Below are 19283 nucleotides of genomic sequence, written 5' to 3'. Positions count from 1 at the left end.
CCTATCCTCCTGCTTTAAGAAGGTGTGGGTAACATTTCGAATATGCAGCACTAAAACAGGCGTGAAGAGAATAAGCATTCACACTAACAGGATGAAATTAATAACAAAAACACGCATTAGCATCATGATTTTATATATCAGCCGAAATTGGGGCACTTTCATTACGTTGAAAGTCGCTTACCTATGGAGATAACCGTCTATTTCCCCACTGGCTAACAAACATTACCGAATAAAAAAATTTTAAATACTTACAAATAGTTGGCATCAATTACTTTAAAAATATTATTGTTCCCCCGACATAAACGCCATATGAACGTATGGAAAAGGGCAGCCAAATTAGCATTGAGTGCTCAATCACATAACGGATCTGTGAAAATGATGATGGCTGCTTATACTGTTCTTATCATGGCTCACAGAACGGATAATATATGAATAATTATTTGATCGAATTAGGCCTTAATCAATGGTCATCACCACCTAAAACCGACAGCGATATCTCTGTATTATCTGGATTAGAGCAAGGGAAAGTACTTTTTCTACCGCAGCTTAAGTTTGAATTGAGTCCCAATGAGTTAGCTTTACTAACGCCCTCTATCGTAGATCCCAAGCGTAAAAACATCAGCCTAAAACCGTTAACTGGCGATATCAACGGCGTCGCCGAGTCGTCTAAAACAGAAGAGGTGAAACAGCTGATTGAGCGTTTCTACCAAAGTACACAGGACTTAATCAGGTCGTTGCTCCCCCATTACCAAAATACGCTACACAGCCCTACAGCCAGCCTGCGTTTGCACCCGGTCAGCCAATGGACAAAAAACGCGTCATGGCGCAAAGATGATACCCGCCTGCACGTTGATGCCTTTCCATCACGACCCAATCACGGTGAACGCATTCTGAGAATCTTTACCAATATTAATCCCGTTGGTGAAAGCCGCCAATGGCGCGTTGGTGAACCATTCCCCAGTCTGGCTAAGCGATTCTTACCTACTCTGGCCCCCTATTCCCCTTTTAAAGCCAAAGTGATGTCTATGGTCGGCATTACCAAGCGCTACCGTAGCCACTACGACCACCTGATGTTACAAATGCATGACCGAATGAAAGAGAGTGCCGACTATCAAACTACCGGTGAACAGGTTAGCGTTGCCTTTCCTAGTGGCAGTACATGGATCTGCTTCTCAGATCAAACGCCACATGCAGCAATGTCGGGGCAATATATGCTGGAACAAACCTATCTATTACCGGTTAATGCAATGGCTAACCCACAGCACTCACCGTTGAATGTCCTACAGCAATTAACGCAAAAAACGTTGATTTAAAAGTTACAAAAATTGAGATAAGAAGGGCCAATATATTGATAGAGGCCTTTTCTTACCCCAATAGCCCCGAATACAAAAACCATGACCTAAAAACAATCAATATCTCATGTCTAATCCCCCCCGTTTCAGCCTATACTCAATTTTCTGATTTTTTAATTATCATCTTGAATATATCCAGAGGTCTGAAATGCCACATCAACTTAACCAGTATGATCAGCCTATCGGTTTAGACGTTCCCGGCTGGAACGGGTGCCTGCGCCCGACAGGTGAAACCTTAACCGGAAAATACTGCCGGCTAGAGCGCGCCAACCCACAGCTGCATGCCGACGATCTATTTCAGGCCTACCAGGCTGCCACCGATGAACGAGACTGGACCTATCTTTCCGTTGGCCCGTTTACCGATCGGCAGGAATTCCAGCGCTATCTGCAGCAGCAGTCAGAATCTAAAGATCCCTTACACTATATTGTGATTGATCGGGCTAGCGGAAAAGCGCTGGGCACGCTGGCACTGATGCGTATTGATGATAAGAATGGCGTGGTTGAAGTTGGCTTTGTTATCTATTCTCCGGCTCTTAAGCACTCTCGCATCGCGACTGAAGCTCAATTTTTACTGATGTCCTATGCGCTGGATACGCTTGGCTATCGCCGGTATGAATGGAAGTGTGATTCACTTAATGCGCCATCACGGGCAGCCGCTTTACGCTTAGGGTTTCAGTTCGAAGGAGTCTTTCGCAACCTGGTTATCTATAAAGGACGCACCAGAGATACCGCATGGTTCTCAATCATTAACCAAGAATGGCCTCAGTTGAAACAGGCTTATAACGCATGGCTCAGCGAATCAAACTTCGATAGCCAGGGTAAACAAAAGGTCAGCCTCAGCCAGCTAACCGCCAAAGAGCATCAATAACAGATATCTCAAACTGGAAAGCTAGCCCCGCAGGGGTCAAAAAACATCGCCCCTCGGCCGCTAGAAAAAACCAATATTACGATGCTGATTATGCAGACGAAACCTACGCTGAAATCAAATTAGATCACGTTATCATCAGCCTAAGGCCTGAAATATTCAGGCCTTTCTATTTAATAAAAAAAGACCAACAGTTAGCTAAAACTCAGAGAAAAATCACGCAGTCTCTGATGGTACTCCATCAACAGAGTTTACCGGCTTTGCAGCAACTGCCCGCACTCTCTTGGGTTGCTCAACCTTAATGATCAACGTTAATACACCGGCAAACAGATAAAGCCCGGTATAGGTCCAAACCACGCCAATAATGTCGAAGAAAGGCAGCACCAATGAGGCAATCGCCGGAGCAACAAAATTACTCAAACCTGCAGAGAGATTAAAAATAGAGATCGCCGCCCCTTGATGTTCCGGCTCCAGCGCCGGGAAAACCGCCGTCATCGGCACAAAAGCCGCAACGGTAATGCCTAACATAATGGCCGGAATCATCGCCATCCACAGATTATGCCCGGCATACACCGGAATATAGTAGAAGGCTAAACTGGATATCGCACAGCCAAGACAGCCGAACCAGCGAACCTGCCGGATCCAGCCAATATAGTCACCCAGAATCCCCCAGAGAATATTGGTAAATATGGTCACAAAGAAGAATACAGCCCAAATCTGTAACCATTCAGAAATGGTAAACCCAAGCCGGCCGACAAATAATAATGGCATGATAACGGCAAAACCAAACAGCGATATGGTGTTAATAATCCGAATGATACAGGCCATCAGGATATTTTTGTTGGTGAACAAAATGGTAACGGCCTTAGACAACTCAGCCATTTTTTCTTTGGTAGACAGATTAACCTTAGTGGTATCGGCCTTAATACGGTTAAGTGAAAACAGCGCCAACAGGCCACCGGCAAGCACCCAAACAATGGCAAACCACAGCGTACCTCTCTCACCAAAAGCCGGAATAGTAAAGCTAGGTAAGTAGCTGCCAACAACACCGATGCCAATAGAATACATTGCCCAAAACCATCCCATAGCCCCTGAGAGGCGTGCTTTAGGTACGGTCTGAACTAATAACATCACAAAAGAGTAAATAAACAGCGGGTAAGCCAGGCCACGAATACCATAAAACAGTACGATCAAAACATAGTTCTGCATGCCCAGACCAAACCACATAAACAGCGCATGCATAACAACCCATAGAATAAAACCAATTTTCATGGCTTTCTGCGGGGTAATCAGTTCAGCTACCACCCCGGAACACCAGGCGGCAAGGGCCGCTGCCAGCCCATAAAATGTAAAAACCAGCGCCGACTGTGACGGGCTAAAGCCCATATCAGTAATATGTTTGGAAAGAAATGCCATCTCGAAGCCGTCACCGCTCATAAAGATCGCGACGGCAATAAAACCCCAGACCAGTGATTTGGGTAGGCCAAGCCAGTAATTTTGTGGTTGCATAAATGAATATACCTCTTGCAGGTTTTTCTATTTATTTAATCGGCCCGGTTTTAACCATATCCGGGCCATTAGACTATTCAAGAACCAGTAATTCTCTTGCCTCTTTTTGTTGCTGATAAAGCAGCCGGAACAACCCTTGGCGCTTTTTCAATTCAAGGTGCTTTTGTTTATCGGGAGTAAACCGATGTTCTACAATCGGCTTTTGGCATATCTGCTGTTCATCACCGCCGACAGAGAGCCAGCCGAGGCGAGCCGCCCCCAGCGCACCGGAAGAGCTTGCAGGATGGGTAACAATGGGAATATTGAGCGTATCGGCAATCAGTTGCCCCCAAAAATGGCTACGGGCACCGCCGCCGGTCAGGCTACACTCATTCACTACGCTGCCGGAGTCTTGTAAAACCTCAAGGCCGTCTGCCAGACCAAATGCCACACCTTCTAACACCGCATAGCCCAGCGCAGCACGGTGAGTCTCATTTCTTAAGCCATAAAATGAACCGAATGCTAACGGATCGTTGTGAGGTGTGCGTTCGCCTGATAAGTAAGGCAAAAATATAGGAGCCCGACGCTGTTCTGCCTCACTCATTTTTTCTACTTCGGCCAAAAGCTGGGGCTCAGTAACGGATAAGGTTTGGCACAACCAACGCAAACAGCTGGCGGCGCTAAGCATCACGCTCATTTGGTGCCACCGTCCCGGCAGCGCATGGCAAAACGCATGAACGCCGGCCAGCGCATTAGGTCTGAACTTCTCATTCACCACAAACAACACGCCAGAAGTCCCCAAAGAGATAAAAGCATCCCCCGGATTAACCGCACCAACCCCGACTGCACTTGCCGCGTTATCACCGCCACCGCCGGCTACTACCACCTGAGAGTTTAATCCCCAAGCATGCGCTAACTCAGGCTTTAATACGCCTGACGCTTCAGAGCCTTCGACCAACCGAGGCATTTGCTCACGGCGAAGTCCGCAGGCCGACAGCAGTTTCTCAGACCAGTCTCTGCGCTCAACGTCAAGCCACAGAGTGCCAGCCGAGTCAGAAACGTCACTGACAAACTCGCCGGTCAGCATCCAGCGGAGGTAATCTTTAGGCAGCAAAACCTGAGCGATTTGTTTAAAAATCTCAGGCTCATGTTTCGCTACCCAAACCAGCTTGGGTGCGGTAAATCCGGGCATCACTAAATTACCGGATATGGTATGAAACTCCGGGTGAGCCTCCGTCAGTTCCCGACACTCTTCGGCACTTCGGGTGTCATTCCACAAAATACAGGGGCGAAGTACCTGATGGTTTTTTCCCAATAGCACCGCGCCGTGCATTTGACCGGACAGCCCGATAGCCCGAATCGAACCCCACTTGTCCGCCATCTTCTGGCGCAAAGCCCCGATCACTTCATGCGTCGCTGTCCACCAAAGCTCCGGTGATTGCTCAGACCAATAGAGATGAGGACGCTGGACTGTTAGTGCCACATGGCTATCAGCAATAATTTGCCCGCTGTCGTCTATCACAACGGCCTTCAGCTCAGACGTTCCGATATCAATGCCTAAATACATACCGCCTCCTTAATTACGCTGTCAGCGCTTCAGCCTGTGCCTTAAGTTTTTGCTGCGGATTAGCAACCCAGCACTCCAAGCGTTTGACGGTATCTCTCATCAGTTGATAAAAATCTGGATTATCGGCCAGAGAGCTGAATAGTGCTTTGTCCGAAACAAACTGATGTAACGGATCGGCAGATTCAAACATGCTATGCATGGCCGCTGCATCTAACACGCCGTCTTCATAGCTGTACGGCAATTCACCGCGATGCCAACGTTGCATAAACAGGAAAAACAGAGCAGGAAGAACCGCTGTCGCACGCGGAATTTGGCCGCGCTGATAGGTTTCCATCAGCGTCGGTGTAATAAATCCGGGAATTTTTGACAGCCCGTCAGCAGCAACTCGCTGGTTGGTGTCTTTGATATAAGGATTACCAAAGCGTGCAAGAACAACATCCCGATATTTATTTAAATCCAGCGGGCTTGGTGACAAAGAAGGAATCACATCTTCCGTTACGTAGTCCCACGCCATCTGGCGAATCGAATCCTGATGGGTACTTTCATCAATATAAGTTTGGCCTATCAGCGTCCCCGCCCAGGCAATGCAGCTGTGGCTGGCATTCAGAATACGGATTTTAGCCTCTTCCCACGGCAGCACAGACTCAACCATTTCAACGCCAACCGACTCTAACGCAGGCCGACCGGCAATAAATCCATCTTCAATCACCCATTGAATAAAATCCTCACCCATCACCGGAACTTTATCGCCTATACCGGTCGCAGCATTAACGCGCGCCGCCACTTCCGGCGTCGGACGCGGAGTAATGCGGTCAACCATGGTATTTGGCGATGCGGTGTGTTTCTCCACCCAGTTGAACAGGGAATCATCCCCTTTAAGCTTGAGAAAAGAGAGGAATCCGTTGCGAAAGCGTTCGCCGTTATGACGCAGGTTGTCGCAGTTAAGCAACGTCACAGGCTTAGCGTTCAGCACCATACGCTGCGTCAGAATTCGTGCCAGCGTGCCGTAAATGGTCCGAACATCCCCTTTCAGATCGGCCTGAATATCCACATGGCGAGGGTCCAACTGGTGTTGGTTATCCAGGTAATATCCCCCTTCCGTCACGGTGAAAGAGATAACTTGGGTACTTGGATCGGCTCCCTGTGCGACCAAGGCCGTAATCTCCGCATCCCATGGCAACACTTTTTGTATTGAAGTGATGGTTTCATAATCCCGTTTGCCTTCCGGCGTCACGGTCTCCAGCACGTACTGACCCCGTTGCAGAGCAAGCTGGTCTAACAGCGAATTAGCGTCATTACGAATATTTCCCAGCGCAATGGTACAACGGCTATCGCCGCTAACCAGCAGGCGGTGCAGATACCATGCCTGATGAGCACGATGGAAAGATCCCGCACCAATATGCATCCAGACGGTGTCGTTATTTTGCATTGAAATCACCTTTCTCGGTTAATTTAAATATTTGCCCTAACAAAGGGCTTTTGTTCGATTGTTATAGACTGGTTAATTTCAGAATTTATTTCTGAGCACTTGCTCACAGAATCAATATTTGCCCAAAAAAGATGTTATAACCGGGGCGTAAAATGCACAGCAGAGAAAATTAAGTGGAATAGTCGCTATGGACAAAGATGAGAAGAAGCTTGAACTCGCGGCCAGAGCCGCTTGGATGTATTACGTTACCGGGCAAACACAGCAGGATATCGCACAAGTTCTGGGGGTTTCACGCCAAGTAGCTCAGCGTCTGGTGTCACTGGCCAGAGAGCAAGGCATGGTGAAAGTTCATATCACTCATCCTGTCGATCGTTGCTTAAAACTGGCAGAACAGATGCAAGAAAAATTCGGCCTCGCCCTGTGCCGGGTAGTCCCTTCAATGGGATTAGACGATGAAAAGGTTGAGCAGATGATCGCACTGGACAGCGCCGAGGTCATATCGCTGTTCGTCTCAGATGAAAAACCGTTAACGGTAGCCGTTGGCTCAGGCCGGATGCTGAGAGCCGCAATTAATGAACTCCCCTATCTTGAACGGCCACAGCACAGCTGCGTTTCGTTAATCGGTGCAATCGCCCGTGATGGCTCCTGTACCCGTTACGACGTGCCATTATGGATGGCCGAAAAAACGCAGGGAAAATACTTTATTCTGCCCGCCCCCCTGTTTGCCGACAGCGCTGAAGATCGCTACCAGTGGTGTAACCACCGCATCTACCACGCCGTGGCAGAAAAGGCACAGCGCGCTGACGTCACCTTTATCGGCATTGGCCAAATTGAGCGCGGATGCCCGCTTAACGTAGATGGATTTATTACCGATAAGCAGGTCGACAGGCTGAAAGAACAGCGGACGGTGGCTGAAATGCTAGGCCACTTTATTGGTGAAGACGGGCAACGAGTTTCCAGCGAACTTGATGAAACGCTAACCAGTATTCCACTAAAACCGCGCACTGATAGGAAGATTATCGCCTTTGCCGGTGGCCGACATAAATATTCAGCCGTACGCGCTGTTTTAATCGGTCAATGGATTTCAGGTTTGGTCACAGATGAAGAAACCGCCTGCCGGTTACTGGCTGATGACAGCCTGCTACCGGTGGCTTCTCAGTCTTAGGTGATTAATAACAGATTCCGGAGCATAACGTTATGGCTATGCTCCGGCCGTTAAAAAACAGGCCTTAAGATACAATTCACATTAAATTTACTATTCTCTGATATATAATTAAAACAAATTTAGACAATAAAAATCAATAATAAAAAAACCACCTAAAATGTTGAGGTGAAAATTTTAAATAAGATTAATCATGATGAAAAATTTAAAATTAAAATAATAAACCTGATATAAAACCAATTGATAAATAATTTAATCACTCAATTAAACACCAAATACCCACTGGTTATCTAACGCTAAAAACGCGCTAAAACCTCACGTCTCAGGCATTGATATCACGGTACATCTTTAGCGCTGTTGCTGAGTCTGTCGACACCAGATTAACATCTGACAAAAAGAAACCCTGCTCGACTAAACTGGCAATTATCTGGCCACAATATTCATCATCTAAAGATTGCGGAACAATAATTTCATCTTTGATTAAAAAAACATAACTTATACTATTCATATATACTCCTTAATAGGCTATAAATAGAAGCACCACTGCTGCTGCAAATAGAATTACAGCAAAATAGTGCCACTATTTATAATGAATAATTATCTTCAGATGATAACCAATCGGAATCGAACAATGGAACTACGTCAACTGCATGCTTTTGTTACGCTGGCCGACTCATTGAGTTATCGGGAGGCGGCCACAAAATTATTTATTACTCAGCCGGCACTGACCAAACAAATTAAAGCGTTGGAGCAAAGTCTGGGCGCGCCGCTGTTTAGCCGGGGGCGTCAGGGGGCGCAGTTAACGCCGTTTGGAAAATCCCTCTACCAGAAGGCTCAGGCGTTAGTTATTCAGGCTAATGAGTTTAAGCAGTACGCAGGAAATCAGGCTCGCCAAGTATCAGGCCATATAGCCATCGGCTATGGTTTATCCAGTATCAGAATTGCATCAATGCTGGCAGCCCAGCTAAAAAAACAGTATCCCAGCGTCACCATTAATCTGGAAGATATGACATCAGCCAAGCACACTGAAGGCCTGCTGACCAACCGTTTACAACTCGGGTTCCTGCGACAACCGATACATCCTGAGCTAAAGTTCATTACGCTGTTAGAAGAAAATCTGGTTCTGGTGGTCAATTCTCAACGCTATTCTGTACCGGAACTCAACCAAGCCGATTATGCCCACCACTTGGATAAACTGTCGTATATCCAGATTACACCAGAATGCTGCCCCGGATTTTCCCGTCAAATCGACAAATATCTGGCGGCCCACGACATCGTGCCGAACGTTATTCAATACGCCAGCGACACGCAAACGTTACTGGCTCTGGTAGCCACCGGTATGGGCGTTGCCATTGTACAACGCAGCGCAATTCACATTGCACCCGAGGGCGTTGATATTATCGATCTGACCGGCCCTCACGCTAACTGGAGCGTAGCACTGTGCTGGAACCCTAAAATCAGCCATTCAATCAGAGATATTTTTCTTAATATGCTAGAAAATCAAAGCGATAATTATATGGCTATTCCATAACCCTCGCTTTATTTATGCCAAATATTACCGGATTACTTAGTTAACTCATTTATATTGTCTGCATGGCTTCTGGCCGCTGGCCTTTTGAGGTAAAATTAACCAGCCTTATTTCCATAGAAATGGACTTTGGATAATAAAGCCTGATTACCCATCCGACCTAATAAGCTTACGCCTGAATTTAAAGGATTATTGATATGGATTTACTGCGATTTATACTTCGGCTTCCCTTTACCCTCCTGCGTGCTGCTTATTGGTTAATCTGCTTTATCTTCAGCTTACTGCATAAAATTCTTGGCCCGGTTATTGGTCGGGTTAACTGGCAGTCACCGAGCTGGCTATTAAAAGCCAGCCAGTGGATAAAACATGGGTTTCAGGCGACCGAAGGTCGGATTAACAAACATCCTATCGGTATCTTTATTAGTTTAGTGATTCTGGCGGGGATCGCCGGGGCCGCTTTTTATGGCTATAACTGGAACCTTAACCGACCAAAGCCGATTGAGGCTGCGCCGATGGTTTATCAGCAAACTAATGTTCGCGTTATCGCTCCAGCGTCAACTAACTATAACATCGATGCGGCAAGCCGAGCCCCTCAGCGCATAACGCTCTACTTCTCTCACTCTTCAGCCCCGATTACCTCCGTCGGTAAAGCCGTAGAGCAAGGAATTACCATGACGCCAGCCATGGCCGGCGAGTGGAAATGGGAAAGCGGAAGCTCACTGGTGTTTACCGCTAAAACCGTTTTCCCGATGGGGGAAAAGTATCAGATCAAACTGGATGCAGAGAAACTGGTTGCGCCACAAATAAAACTCAATACCCCCCAACTAGAATTCACTACCACCCCGTTTACGCTGAATTTGAGTAAAGCGGAGTTTTATCAAGACCCGCGTAATCCACAGCAAAAGAGCGCTATTTTTACCGCCAAATTTAACGCGCCGGTCGACGTTCTCAGCTTTGAAAAGCTGATTACAATGTCTCTGCTGCCTAACCAACCGTTGAAGTATTCCATTCTGTATAACGATAAAAAAACCGAAGCCTGGATACATTCTCAACCTCTGGCATTACCGGACAACCCGGCCCAAATTAAGTTATCGGTTGGTAAAGGCGTTAAAACTGTTGCTAGCGCTAATCAGCTCCAGACCGTCAGCGATAAGCTGGTCAATGTTCCCGGCTTATACAGCCTTGAGGTGAATGACGTTTCCGCCATACTGGCTGAGTCAGATAATAATAACGGTCAAAAGGCGCTATTGATCTCAACCAGCGATGCGGTTAACGAAAAGTCGATGCAAAAAGCGGTGAAAGCCTGGTTACTGCCTCAGCATAATCCGGATAAAAAAGGCCAGCCTCAGACCAAAAATGACTTCTATCGCTGGTCGCTCAATAACGTAGACGAAAAGATCATGTCTCTGGCTACACCATTACCTTTGGTAATGAATGATGCAGAGCAAGATAATCAACCGTTGTTCAGCTTCCGCTTTAATGCGCCGGCTCATCGCTATTTGCTCGTTAGAATTGATGACTCCCTGACGTCTGCCGGGGGGTACAAAATGAAGAAAGAAAGCTACCGAATCGTCACGGTACCTGACTATACCAAGGTATTGCGCTTTACGTCACAAGGCTCCCTGCTTTCAATGCAGGGTGAAAAGCAAATTACCGTAGCCACCCGTAATCAGCCGGGAATGTTACTGGATATCAAACGCGTTATTCCAAGCCAGTTACAGCACGTCGTCAGCTTTAAAGACTATGCCTATAGCTCCGTTGATTTTAGCCGACTGGGCGACAGTTACTTTACTGAACGCTTCCAGTATAAAACCAAGCTCAACAATGATAAGCCTGAAGAGCTCGGTTATAAGGGAATCGATCTCTCCCGTTATATGAGCCAAGATCCTAACTCACGCCGGGGTATCTTTTTGCTGACGTTATCCGGCTGGGATCCTTCTGCCAGTGAAAATAGCCCGTCAGGCGATAGTTATGACGGCAACGATCCAAAGAGCTTTGAAGAGGTTAACAACGTTACCGATTCCCGTTTTGTGGTGATTACTGACTTAGGCATCATGGCGAAAAAATCGCTGGATGGCTCACGAGATATCTTCGTTCAGTCAATACATTCAGGCAGCCCTGTCAACGGCGCTAAAGTTTCCGTTATTTCCAGAAACGGCTCGGTGCTGTTTATCCGCACCACCGGAGAAGACGGCCACGCCAGCTTCCCGTCGCTGGCCGCCTTCCAAAATGAGCGTTCGCCGGTGATGTTCCTGATTGAAAAAGAAGGCGATGTATCCTTCCTGCCGACAACCACCGACTATGACCGCACCTTGGATTTCTCACGCTTTGATATTTATGGCGAAGTAAATCCGACCGATCCGCGCACGCTAAGCAGCTACTTATTCTCAGACCGAGGAATGTACCGCCCGGGAGATAGCTTCAACATTGGTTTAATTACCCGTGCGGCAAACTGGAAAACGTCACTGGTTGGCATTCCGCTGCAGGCTGAAATTCGCGATCCGCGCGGAACGTTAATGAGCACCGTGCCGTTAATGCTGGATAGCTCCGGCTTCAATGAGATTAGCTACACCACGAGCGAAAGTTCGCCGACCGGCGAATGGAGCATTTATCTTTATTTGCCAAACGGTGACCAGAATAGTAATGGCCCACTGATGCTCGGTAGCACAACGGTTAAAGTGAAAGAGTTCGAGCCGGACAAGCTCAAAGTGACGCTGAAATTAACCCCGGACCGTAAACAAGGCTGGGTTAAGCCATCGGAGTTAAAAGCGAATATCGACGTTCAGAATCTATTCGGTACGCCGGCCCAGAACCGTCGTGTCGCGTCTAAACTGACTTTACGCCCGATATACCCGAGCTTTACCCAATATCCGGACTATCAGTTCTATGAAAACCGTAATAACAGCGAAGGGTTTGAAACCGATCTGGAAGATCAAACCACTGACGATAGCGGACTGGCTGAAATTAAGCTGGATATCGGTGCCTATGCCGATGCGACTTATCAACTACAGCTTATCGCTGATGCATTTGAAACCGGCAGCGGTCGTTCAGTAACCGCAGTGGCCAGCATGATTGTTTCACCTTATGATTATCTGGTCGGGGTTAAAGCCGACGGCGATCTGAGCTATATCAAACATCATGCGGAAAGGCATTTAAACGTAATTGCGGTCGATCCGTCGCTAACACCACTCGATCTGCCTGAGCTGACGCTATCACTGATTGAGCAGACTTATTTATCCGTCCTGACTAAACAGCCTTCAGGAGCGTACAAATATCAGTCTAAGCTTAAAGAAAGCGTTATCTCTGAGAAGCCGTTTGCCGTTACAGCAAAAGGCACAGACCTGACTCTCGATACCGAAAAGCCGGGCAATTTTATTCTGCAGATTAAAAATGCCAAAGGACAGGTTCTGAACCGGGTCAGCTATAGCGTATCGGGCAATGCTAACGTATCCCGCTCGCTGGATCGCAACGCGGAACTGAAGCTAAAGCTCAATAAGAAAGAGTACCTGCCGGGTGAAGAGATAGAGATATCTATCAATGCGCCTTATACCGGCAGCGGCATCATCACGATTGAAAGAGACAAAGTCTACAGCTGGCAGTGGTTCCAGTCTGATACCACCAGCTCTGTTCATAAGATCAAAGTGCCTGCGGATATGGAAGGCAACGGGTACGTTAACGTGCAGTTTATCCGTGGCCATAACTCCGATGAAATCTTTATGAGTCCGTTAAGCTATGGCGTGATGCCGTTTAAAGTTAGCAATGATGCCCGTCAGGCTAAAGTGACGCTCAGTTCACCGGCGGTGATCAAGCCGGGAGAAACCCTGCCGATCACCGTAACGACCCAAGGCTCGCAGCGTGTAGCCGTATTTGCCGCAGATGAAGGCATTCTTCAGGTTGCCCGCTATCACTTGGGCGATCCGCTGGACTATTTCTTCCGTAAGCGAGAACTGAGCGTTCAAAGCGCCCAGATTTTGGATCTGATTCTGCCTGAGTTCAGTAAAATAATGTCACTGACCTCGGCCCCCGGCGGTGACGCCGGAGAAAGCGCCAGCCGTCATCTGAATCCGTTCAAGCGTAAGAAAGACAAACCGGTAGCTTACTGGTCGGGTATTACTGATGTGAATGGTGAAGCGACCTTTCATTATCCGGTTCCTGACTACTTCAACGGTAAGATCAGAGTCATGGCTATTTCCGTTACTCCGGAACGTATCGGCCATTACCAAACCTCAACCACGGTACGGGATGACTTTATACTGACCCCTAACCTGCCGACCACCGTATCGCCGGGTGATGAGTTTGATGTTTCAGTCAGCGTAGCCAACAACCTGACCGATCTTAACGGCCAAAAAGCAGAGTTAAATGTCAGCCTGATTTCACCGGCCCAATTGCAAGTAGTAGGCGCGGCTGAGCACAAGATCTCTCTGGCTGAAAAGCAGGAAGGGATGGTGACATTCCGCCTGAAAGCCCTGAGTGATTTAGGCGATGCTCCGGTTACCGTGAAAACGCAGTATGGTGACAAATCGGCGAAACGCACCGTAAGCCTGTCGGTGCGCCCGGCTATGCCGTTCCGCACCCAGTCCGTTATGGGCCGTATGGATGGCAAGCAACAAAGTATCAAAGACATTCGTCAGATGTTCCCTAACTTTGCCCAGCGTAAAGCGTCGCTGTCTAACTCACCGTTAATTCTGACTAATGGGCTGGCAAAATACTTAGCGGATTACCCTTACTACTGCTCAGAGCAAATTGTCAGCCAAAGTATTCCATTACTGTTCCAGCAGCATTCAGAAATGGCCGTTGGGCTCAGTAATGAACAGGCCAGAGAACAGGTTAAGAACGTTCTGTCGACGCTGCTATCGCGCCAGAATAGTAAAGGTGCCATCGGTATGTGGCAGTCAACTCAGGATCCCGATCCGTTCGTAACGCCATACGTGGTTCAGTTCCTGTTAGAAGCCAAAGAAGCTAACTATCCGGTTTCTGAGCAGTTACTCAAGTCAGCCAACGACTACCTGCGTACGCTGGCAGCCGCTGACGGGCGCCGTAGCCTGTATGACCTGCGCCTGCGGGCCTTTGCCGTCTATCTGTTAACCCGACAGGGTGAAATTACCACCAATATGCTGGCCTCAGTGCAAAGTCAGCTACAGGCCAACTTCCCGGATAGCTGGAAACAGGATCTGAGTGCGCTGTATCTGGCTTCATCGTACAAAATGTTGAAGATGGATAAGCAAGCCGACACCATGCTGAAACCTTCGTGGGATCAGCTTAACAAGGCTTACAGTAATGCATGGTGGAGCCAGAACTATCTGGATCCATTAGTACTGGATAGTACCCGGCTATATCTGATCCTGCGCCACTTCCCGGAAAAAGCACAGGATGTTCCGCCACAGGCACTGGAGAATATCGTTCTCAGCCTCAAGGCTGAGCGTTATACCACCCTGTCTTCAGCAATGAGCATTCTGGCGCTGAAGAGCTATTCCGATCGGGTGGCAATGCACTATAAAGATCGTAACGGGCTAACTATTACCGAAACCGGTAGCGAAAAAGAGGCTAAGCCAGAGTTAATCTCGGTGCTAAGCGGACTGCTGGTTGAAGCAAACGTTAATGCCAATGCTCAGGAAGTGACGTTTAATAATACCCTCGCGACTCCGGCATGGTACGTACTGACCCAATCGGGCTATGACCTCAACCCACCGCAGCAGGCTATTGCTAAAGGTCTGGAAATTACCCGCGAATACACCGATGAGTCCGGTGCGGTTGTGTCACAAATCACCCTGGGTCAGAAGGTGAATGTTCATCTGAAGATTCGCTCTAATTCGAAAGAGGGGCAGGATAATCTGGCGATTGTCGATCTGTTACCGGGCGGTTTCGAAGTGGTACAACAAACTCCGCCTGAAGTGCTGGAGCAGGAAGGCGAAGAAGATCAGGATCAAAGCTACTGGGATCCGCTAATGATCGATGGCTCAAGTATGCATCCTGAATATACCGATATCCGGGAAGATCGAGTGATTATCTACGGGCAAGCGACTAACAACGTTCAGGAGTTTATCTATCAGATAAAGCCGACTAACACCGGGATATTCATTGTTCCACCGGCCTATGGTGAAGCAATGTATGACCGTGAAATTCAGGCAATGTCGGTCGGCGGCGGCACCATTCAGGTCGTTGCCCCGGTAGAGAAAGCAAAAGAGAACGAAGAGTATGCTGCGCCGTGTCACTGAGTAACGGGATAAACCGCTTATCTTGAGCCAGTCAGCGAAAAAAGAGGGTCGGCTAGTCAGCGCCATACGCAGGCAGACTAGTCCGACAGCTCTGAAACGACATTGTCAGAATCTACTTATGGCGCTGCTGCTGCTCGCTTTGCTATGCGTCGGTTTTCGGCTGTGGCCTCACCCGCCTTTGTCTCAGGGGCTTCCACTTTCGACTACCTTTTACGATCGTAATGGCAGCCTGCTGCGTTTTTCGCTGGCGAACGACGATCGCTATCGAACCTGGACCAAACTGGAAGACGTTTCACCCGCGGTTATCGACGGTATTCAACTTCATGAAGATCGCTGGTTTTACTATCATCCGGGATTTAATCTTTACAGCCTGATGCGCGGATTTTGGGTAAGCTATGTCACCGGAGGCCGCCAGCAAGGTGGTTCGACCCTGACCATGCAGCTAGCACGTATGCACTGGCGAATTAATACCAAAACCCTTGCGGGTAAATCCTTACAAATTCTGCGGGCCGTACAGTTAGAACTGAGCTATTCCAAGCACGATATTTTGGAAGCCTACGTTAACTATGCGCCCTATGGTCGCAATATCGAAAGCATTGGCGCCGCCAGCCTGATCTACTTTAATAAAAAACCGGCTGCATTAACGCTACCGGAAGCCTTAACGCTGGCAGTATTACCCCAGTCGCCAAGCTATCGAATTGACAGTACAACCGGTATTGTCAGCCCGGCGCTGTCAAAAGCCCGGAATCAGCTATATCTGCGCTGGCTGGAACATCATCCGGCAGACCGAAATATGGAAGCCCTGTTTCAGTTACCGCTGACCCTGCGTCAGCCTGAAAAAATGCCATTTATCTCACCGCACTTTATTGAACAGATCCAGCGGGAGAAACAGCAACAGGCAATCGTTCAGCCGGTGATTACCACCACCTTAGATAAAAACCTTCAGCTACTGGTTGAAAGACAGGTTAACGCATTTATCCAGCGCAATAGCGAACGGGGAATAAACAATACGTCGGTGCTATTAGTTGACACTCGCGATATGGGAGTGCGAGCCATGGTCGGTTCAGCCGACTATTATCAACACCAAATACAAGGTCAGGTTAACGGCACTAACGCTAAACGTTCTCCGGGTTCAACCCTTAAGCCTTTTATTTTCGCTCTCGGGCTGGAACAGGGCTTGCTGCACCCGATGACCGTGCTTAAGGATGTCCCCTCTTCCTTTGGTGCCTATGCCCCTGAAAACTTTGACCGCCGGTTTTTAGGCCCGGTTTCGGCCACTGACGCATTGAACTACAGCCGCAATATTCCGGCGGTGTATATCTCGTCCCGCCTTAAGCAGCCCAATCTCTATCAGTTTCTGCAGCTGGCCGGTATTTCCAATATGGCCAGTGAAAAACATTACGGACTGTCTTTGATTCTGGGCGGGGGTGAAATCACCGCTCAGGAGCTGGCGCGTTTATATGCCATGCTGGCTAATCGAGGCGAGCTTAAACCGCTAAAAATGGAGCTCTCGGCCAGTGAGGCAACGCCTGTTCGCCTGCTGAGCAACGAAGCCAGCTTTATCACCCTAGATATGCTTAGCCAGCACCGCCGCCCCGGAGATTCGCTGGCCCGTAACCCCAACAGGCTGCCGGTTTACTGGAAAACAGGCACCTCTTGGGGATTCAGAGATGCCTGGAGTACCGGTATTTTTGGCCCGTATGTGCTAATTGTCTGGCAGGGTAATTTTGACGGCAAAGGTAATAATGCTTTTATTGGTGCCGATGCGGCTGCCCCGCTATTTTTCAATATTATCGACAGCATTCAGGCTGAATACCCGGATCTTCAGGAACCGAATCGTAAACGACCGGCCAATATTAAACGGGTCGATATCTGTTTAGCCAGCGGTGACTTACCTACCCCCTGGTGCCAGCGCATAGGTAAAACCTGGTTTATACCGGGTAAATCACCAATTAAAGTCGATACCGTATATCGGCCTTTGGTGATTGATAAACAGACGGGTCAGGTGGCCTGCCCGCCATATCAGCAAGATCGGGTAAAAACGGAAATATTTGAGTTCTGGCCGTCAGACTTAGCCGCCGTTTTTGCTCAGGCGGGCTTGCCTAAACGTACGCCACCGAGTGATGCCCACTGTAAAAGTAGCGGAATGTTCACAACGGGAATACCGCCGAGAATCACGTCGCCGCTACGCAATACCACCTATACCCTGCGTAACCCTAAGCTGCGGGACGATCCGATTAGCTTCAGCGCCACAACCGACGCTGACACCAAGACTATTTACTGGTTTATCGATGATATTTACTTAGGCAATACCGCCAGCAAAGCATCAATCGAATGGCGACCGGCAACCAGCGGCAGCTATCGCGTAAGAGCGGTAGACGACCACGGCCGAGCCGATAGTCGGCAGTTGAAGGTCGAGATTATTTATTAAGCAGTGATTCACTTCCCGTTCTTTCCTCAGCGGCTCGATCTTTCACCGGCCACACCAGCCCACCGGCCACTAACAACGCTAGGGCCGCAATATACAGAGCAGGCTCCAACCGATTAGTTAATGAGGTTGAAATTGCCGATAACATCGGCCCAACCAACTGACCCAAGGCATAACCTGTGGTTAATAGCCCGGCCATATAGCGGGCATAATCCGGCGCCAGTTCACGGCCATATTGTAGAGCAAGCTGGACCACACACAGGAATCCACCGCCAACCAACATCGCGCCAAGTACCAAACCGCTAACGCCGGGAACCAGCTCTGCACAGGCTATTCCGGCGGCCTGTAACCACAGCACAATCGCCAACCTTGCCTGGGTGGTTAAAACATTGCGCGTCATAATACCAATAGCAATTCCGGCAACCGCAGAGGCACCAAAAACCGGCCAGACAAACTGAGCGAACAGGCTGTCAGGAAAACGGGCCGCAGCCATTTGAGATAAAAAGGTGGCAGGAAGAATATAGCCAAACCCGGCTAAGCTATAGCTAAGAACCAGTCGCTTAATATTTTTGGTCATCGCCAAAGGTACCTGAGCGATAACACCAGCACGATGCAGTTCACCATTACGGGGCAGGTTTTTACTGATAGCCGCAATCAACATCAGCGCGACTACGCCATAGCCCAGCCAGGCCATTTGCGCATTCCAGCTAAAATAATGGAACAGCACTGCCAGCATACCGCTAAGAAATATTCCGGCACCGGGACCGGCGAATACCGCGGCCGCCAGCTTAGGTTTGCCTAACGAGAGTAAGCGCTCATTGGTCCAGGCAGCAACCATAACCAATCCCCAACCGCTGGCCCAGCCAATGGCAAAACGAACGATACTATGCCACCAGACTCCGGTTACAACCGCAGAGAGCAATGTCAGAACGACCGCACCCCATAACCCTAGCCATAGACGTCGCTCAACGTACCGACTGGCACGCATGGCATCATAGGAACCGCACAGGTACCCCAAGTAGTTAAAAGCGGCCACAATGCCTGCACCGGTCAATGAGAACTGTGATTCAGCCAACATCAGCGGTACCTGAGGGGTAAAGGCAAAGCGGCCGATTCCCATAGCAACCACTAATGCTAAAAATCCACTCAACGCTATCCGTAATGCCATTCGCCCCTCCTGATATTTCCAACTTATAACTATAGCTGATTCATATAAAAGTAGGCTGATTGGTCAATACATTAGTCTATC

Annotated in this window: 11 protein-coding genes; 6 read left to right on the top strand and 5 right to left on the bottom strand. The window is 48.5% G+C overall.

All coding sequences use genetic code 11. The features are described 5' to 3' along the window. Positions 1 to 428: 428 nt before the first annotated feature. Together kdoO and YWE_RS0113005 are read left to right on the top strand one after the other, a co-directional pair. Complete coding sequence (gene kdoO / locus YWE_RS0113010) at positions 429 to 1313, top strand: Kdo hydroxylase KdoO (protein ID WP_029094933.1); 885 nt, start codon at positions 429 to 431, stop codon at positions 1311 to 1313. Positions 1314 to 1500: 187 nt separating this feature from the next. Then, positions 1501 to 2220: a GNAT family N-acetyltransferase gene (locus YWE_RS0113005; protein ID WP_029094932.1), complete on the top strand. Its 720-nt coding sequence runs from the start codon at positions 1501 to 1503 to the stop codon at positions 2218 to 2220. A 213-nt stretch (positions 2221 to 2433) separates the two neighbouring features. Here YWE_RS0113005 and YWE_RS0113000 read toward each other — a convergent pair whose 3' ends face one another. From YWE_RS0113000 to dalD, 3 genes are all read right to left on the bottom strand, one after another. Further along, positions 2434 to 3726, bottom strand: a complete 1293-nt coding sequence (locus YWE_RS0113000; protein WP_029094931.1) for an MFS transporter — start codon at positions 3724 to 3726, stop codon at positions 2434 to 2436. A gap of 73 nt (positions 3727 to 3799) precedes the next feature. Next, positions 3800 to 5272, bottom strand: coding sequence for a xylulokinase (gene xylB / locus YWE_RS0112995; protein WP_029094930.1), 1473 nt, complete (start codon positions 5270 to 5272; stop codon positions 3800 to 3802). A 13-nt stretch (positions 5273 to 5285) separates the two neighbouring features. Continuing rightward, the gene (gene dalD, locus YWE_RS27275; RefSeq protein WP_036015991.1) at positions 5286 to 6701 is read right to left on the bottom strand and encodes a D-arabinitol 4-dehydrogenase; all 1416 of its coding nucleotides are present in this window, start codon (positions 6699 to 6701) and stop codon (positions 5286 to 5288) included. A 187-nt stretch (positions 6702 to 6888) separates the two neighbouring features. Between dalD and YWE_RS0112985 the strand changes: the two genes are divergently transcribed. Then, positions 6889 to 7866, top strand: coding sequence for a sugar-binding transcriptional regulator (locus YWE_RS0112985; protein ID WP_029094929.1), 978 nt, complete (start codon positions 6889 to 6891; stop codon positions 7864 to 7866). A 319-nt stretch (positions 7867 to 8185) separates the two neighbouring features. Here YWE_RS0112985 and YWE_RS0112980 read toward each other — a convergent pair whose 3' ends face one another. Then, entirely contained in the window at positions 8186 to 8371 is a 186-nt protein-coding gene (locus tag YWE_RS0112980) for a hypothetical protein (protein WP_029094928.1), read from the bottom strand. Positions 8372 to 8494: 123 nt separating this feature from the next. On the opposite strand from YWE_RS0112980, the gene YWE_RS0112975 reads away from it, so the two are divergent. From YWE_RS0112975 to pbpC, 3 genes are all read left to right on the top strand, one after another. Further along, complete coding sequence (locus tag YWE_RS0112975; RefSeq protein WP_029094927.1) at positions 8495 to 9394, top strand: LysR family transcriptional regulator; 900 nt, start codon at positions 8495 to 8497, stop codon at positions 9392 to 9394. 194 nt (positions 9395 to 9588) lie between these two features. Then, the gene (locus YWE_RS0112970; RefSeq protein ID WP_029094926.1) at positions 9589 to 15606 is read left to right on the top strand and encodes an alpha-2-macroglobulin family protein; all 6018 of its coding nucleotides are present in this window, start codon (positions 9589 to 9591) and stop codon (positions 15604 to 15606) included. A gap of 118 nt (positions 15607 to 15724) precedes the next feature. Further along, the gene (gene pbpC / locus YWE_RS0112965) at positions 15725 to 18037 is read left to right on the top strand and encodes a penicillin-binding protein 1C (RefSeq protein ID WP_051323332.1); all 2313 of its coding nucleotides are present in this window, start codon (positions 15725 to 15727) and stop codon (positions 18035 to 18037) included. On the opposite strand, the gene YWE_RS27270 is transcribed toward pbpC, so the two are convergent. Beyond that, positions 18027 to 19202, bottom strand: coding sequence for a YbfB/YjiJ family MFS transporter (locus tag YWE_RS27270; protein ID WP_051323331.1), 1176 nt, complete (start codon positions 19200 to 19202; stop codon positions 18027 to 18029). The genes pbpC and YWE_RS27270 overlap by 11 nt on opposite strands. Positions 19203 to 19283: the final 81 nt, after the last annotated feature.

The organism is Budvicia aquatica DSM 5075 = ATCC 35567 (genome assembly GCF_000427805.1).
Taxonomy (GTDB): Bacteria; Pseudomonadota; Gammaproteobacteria; order Enterobacterales; family Enterobacteriaceae; genus Budvicia; species Budvicia aquatica.
This window is presented reverse-complemented; position numbering and strand designations above follow the sequence as displayed.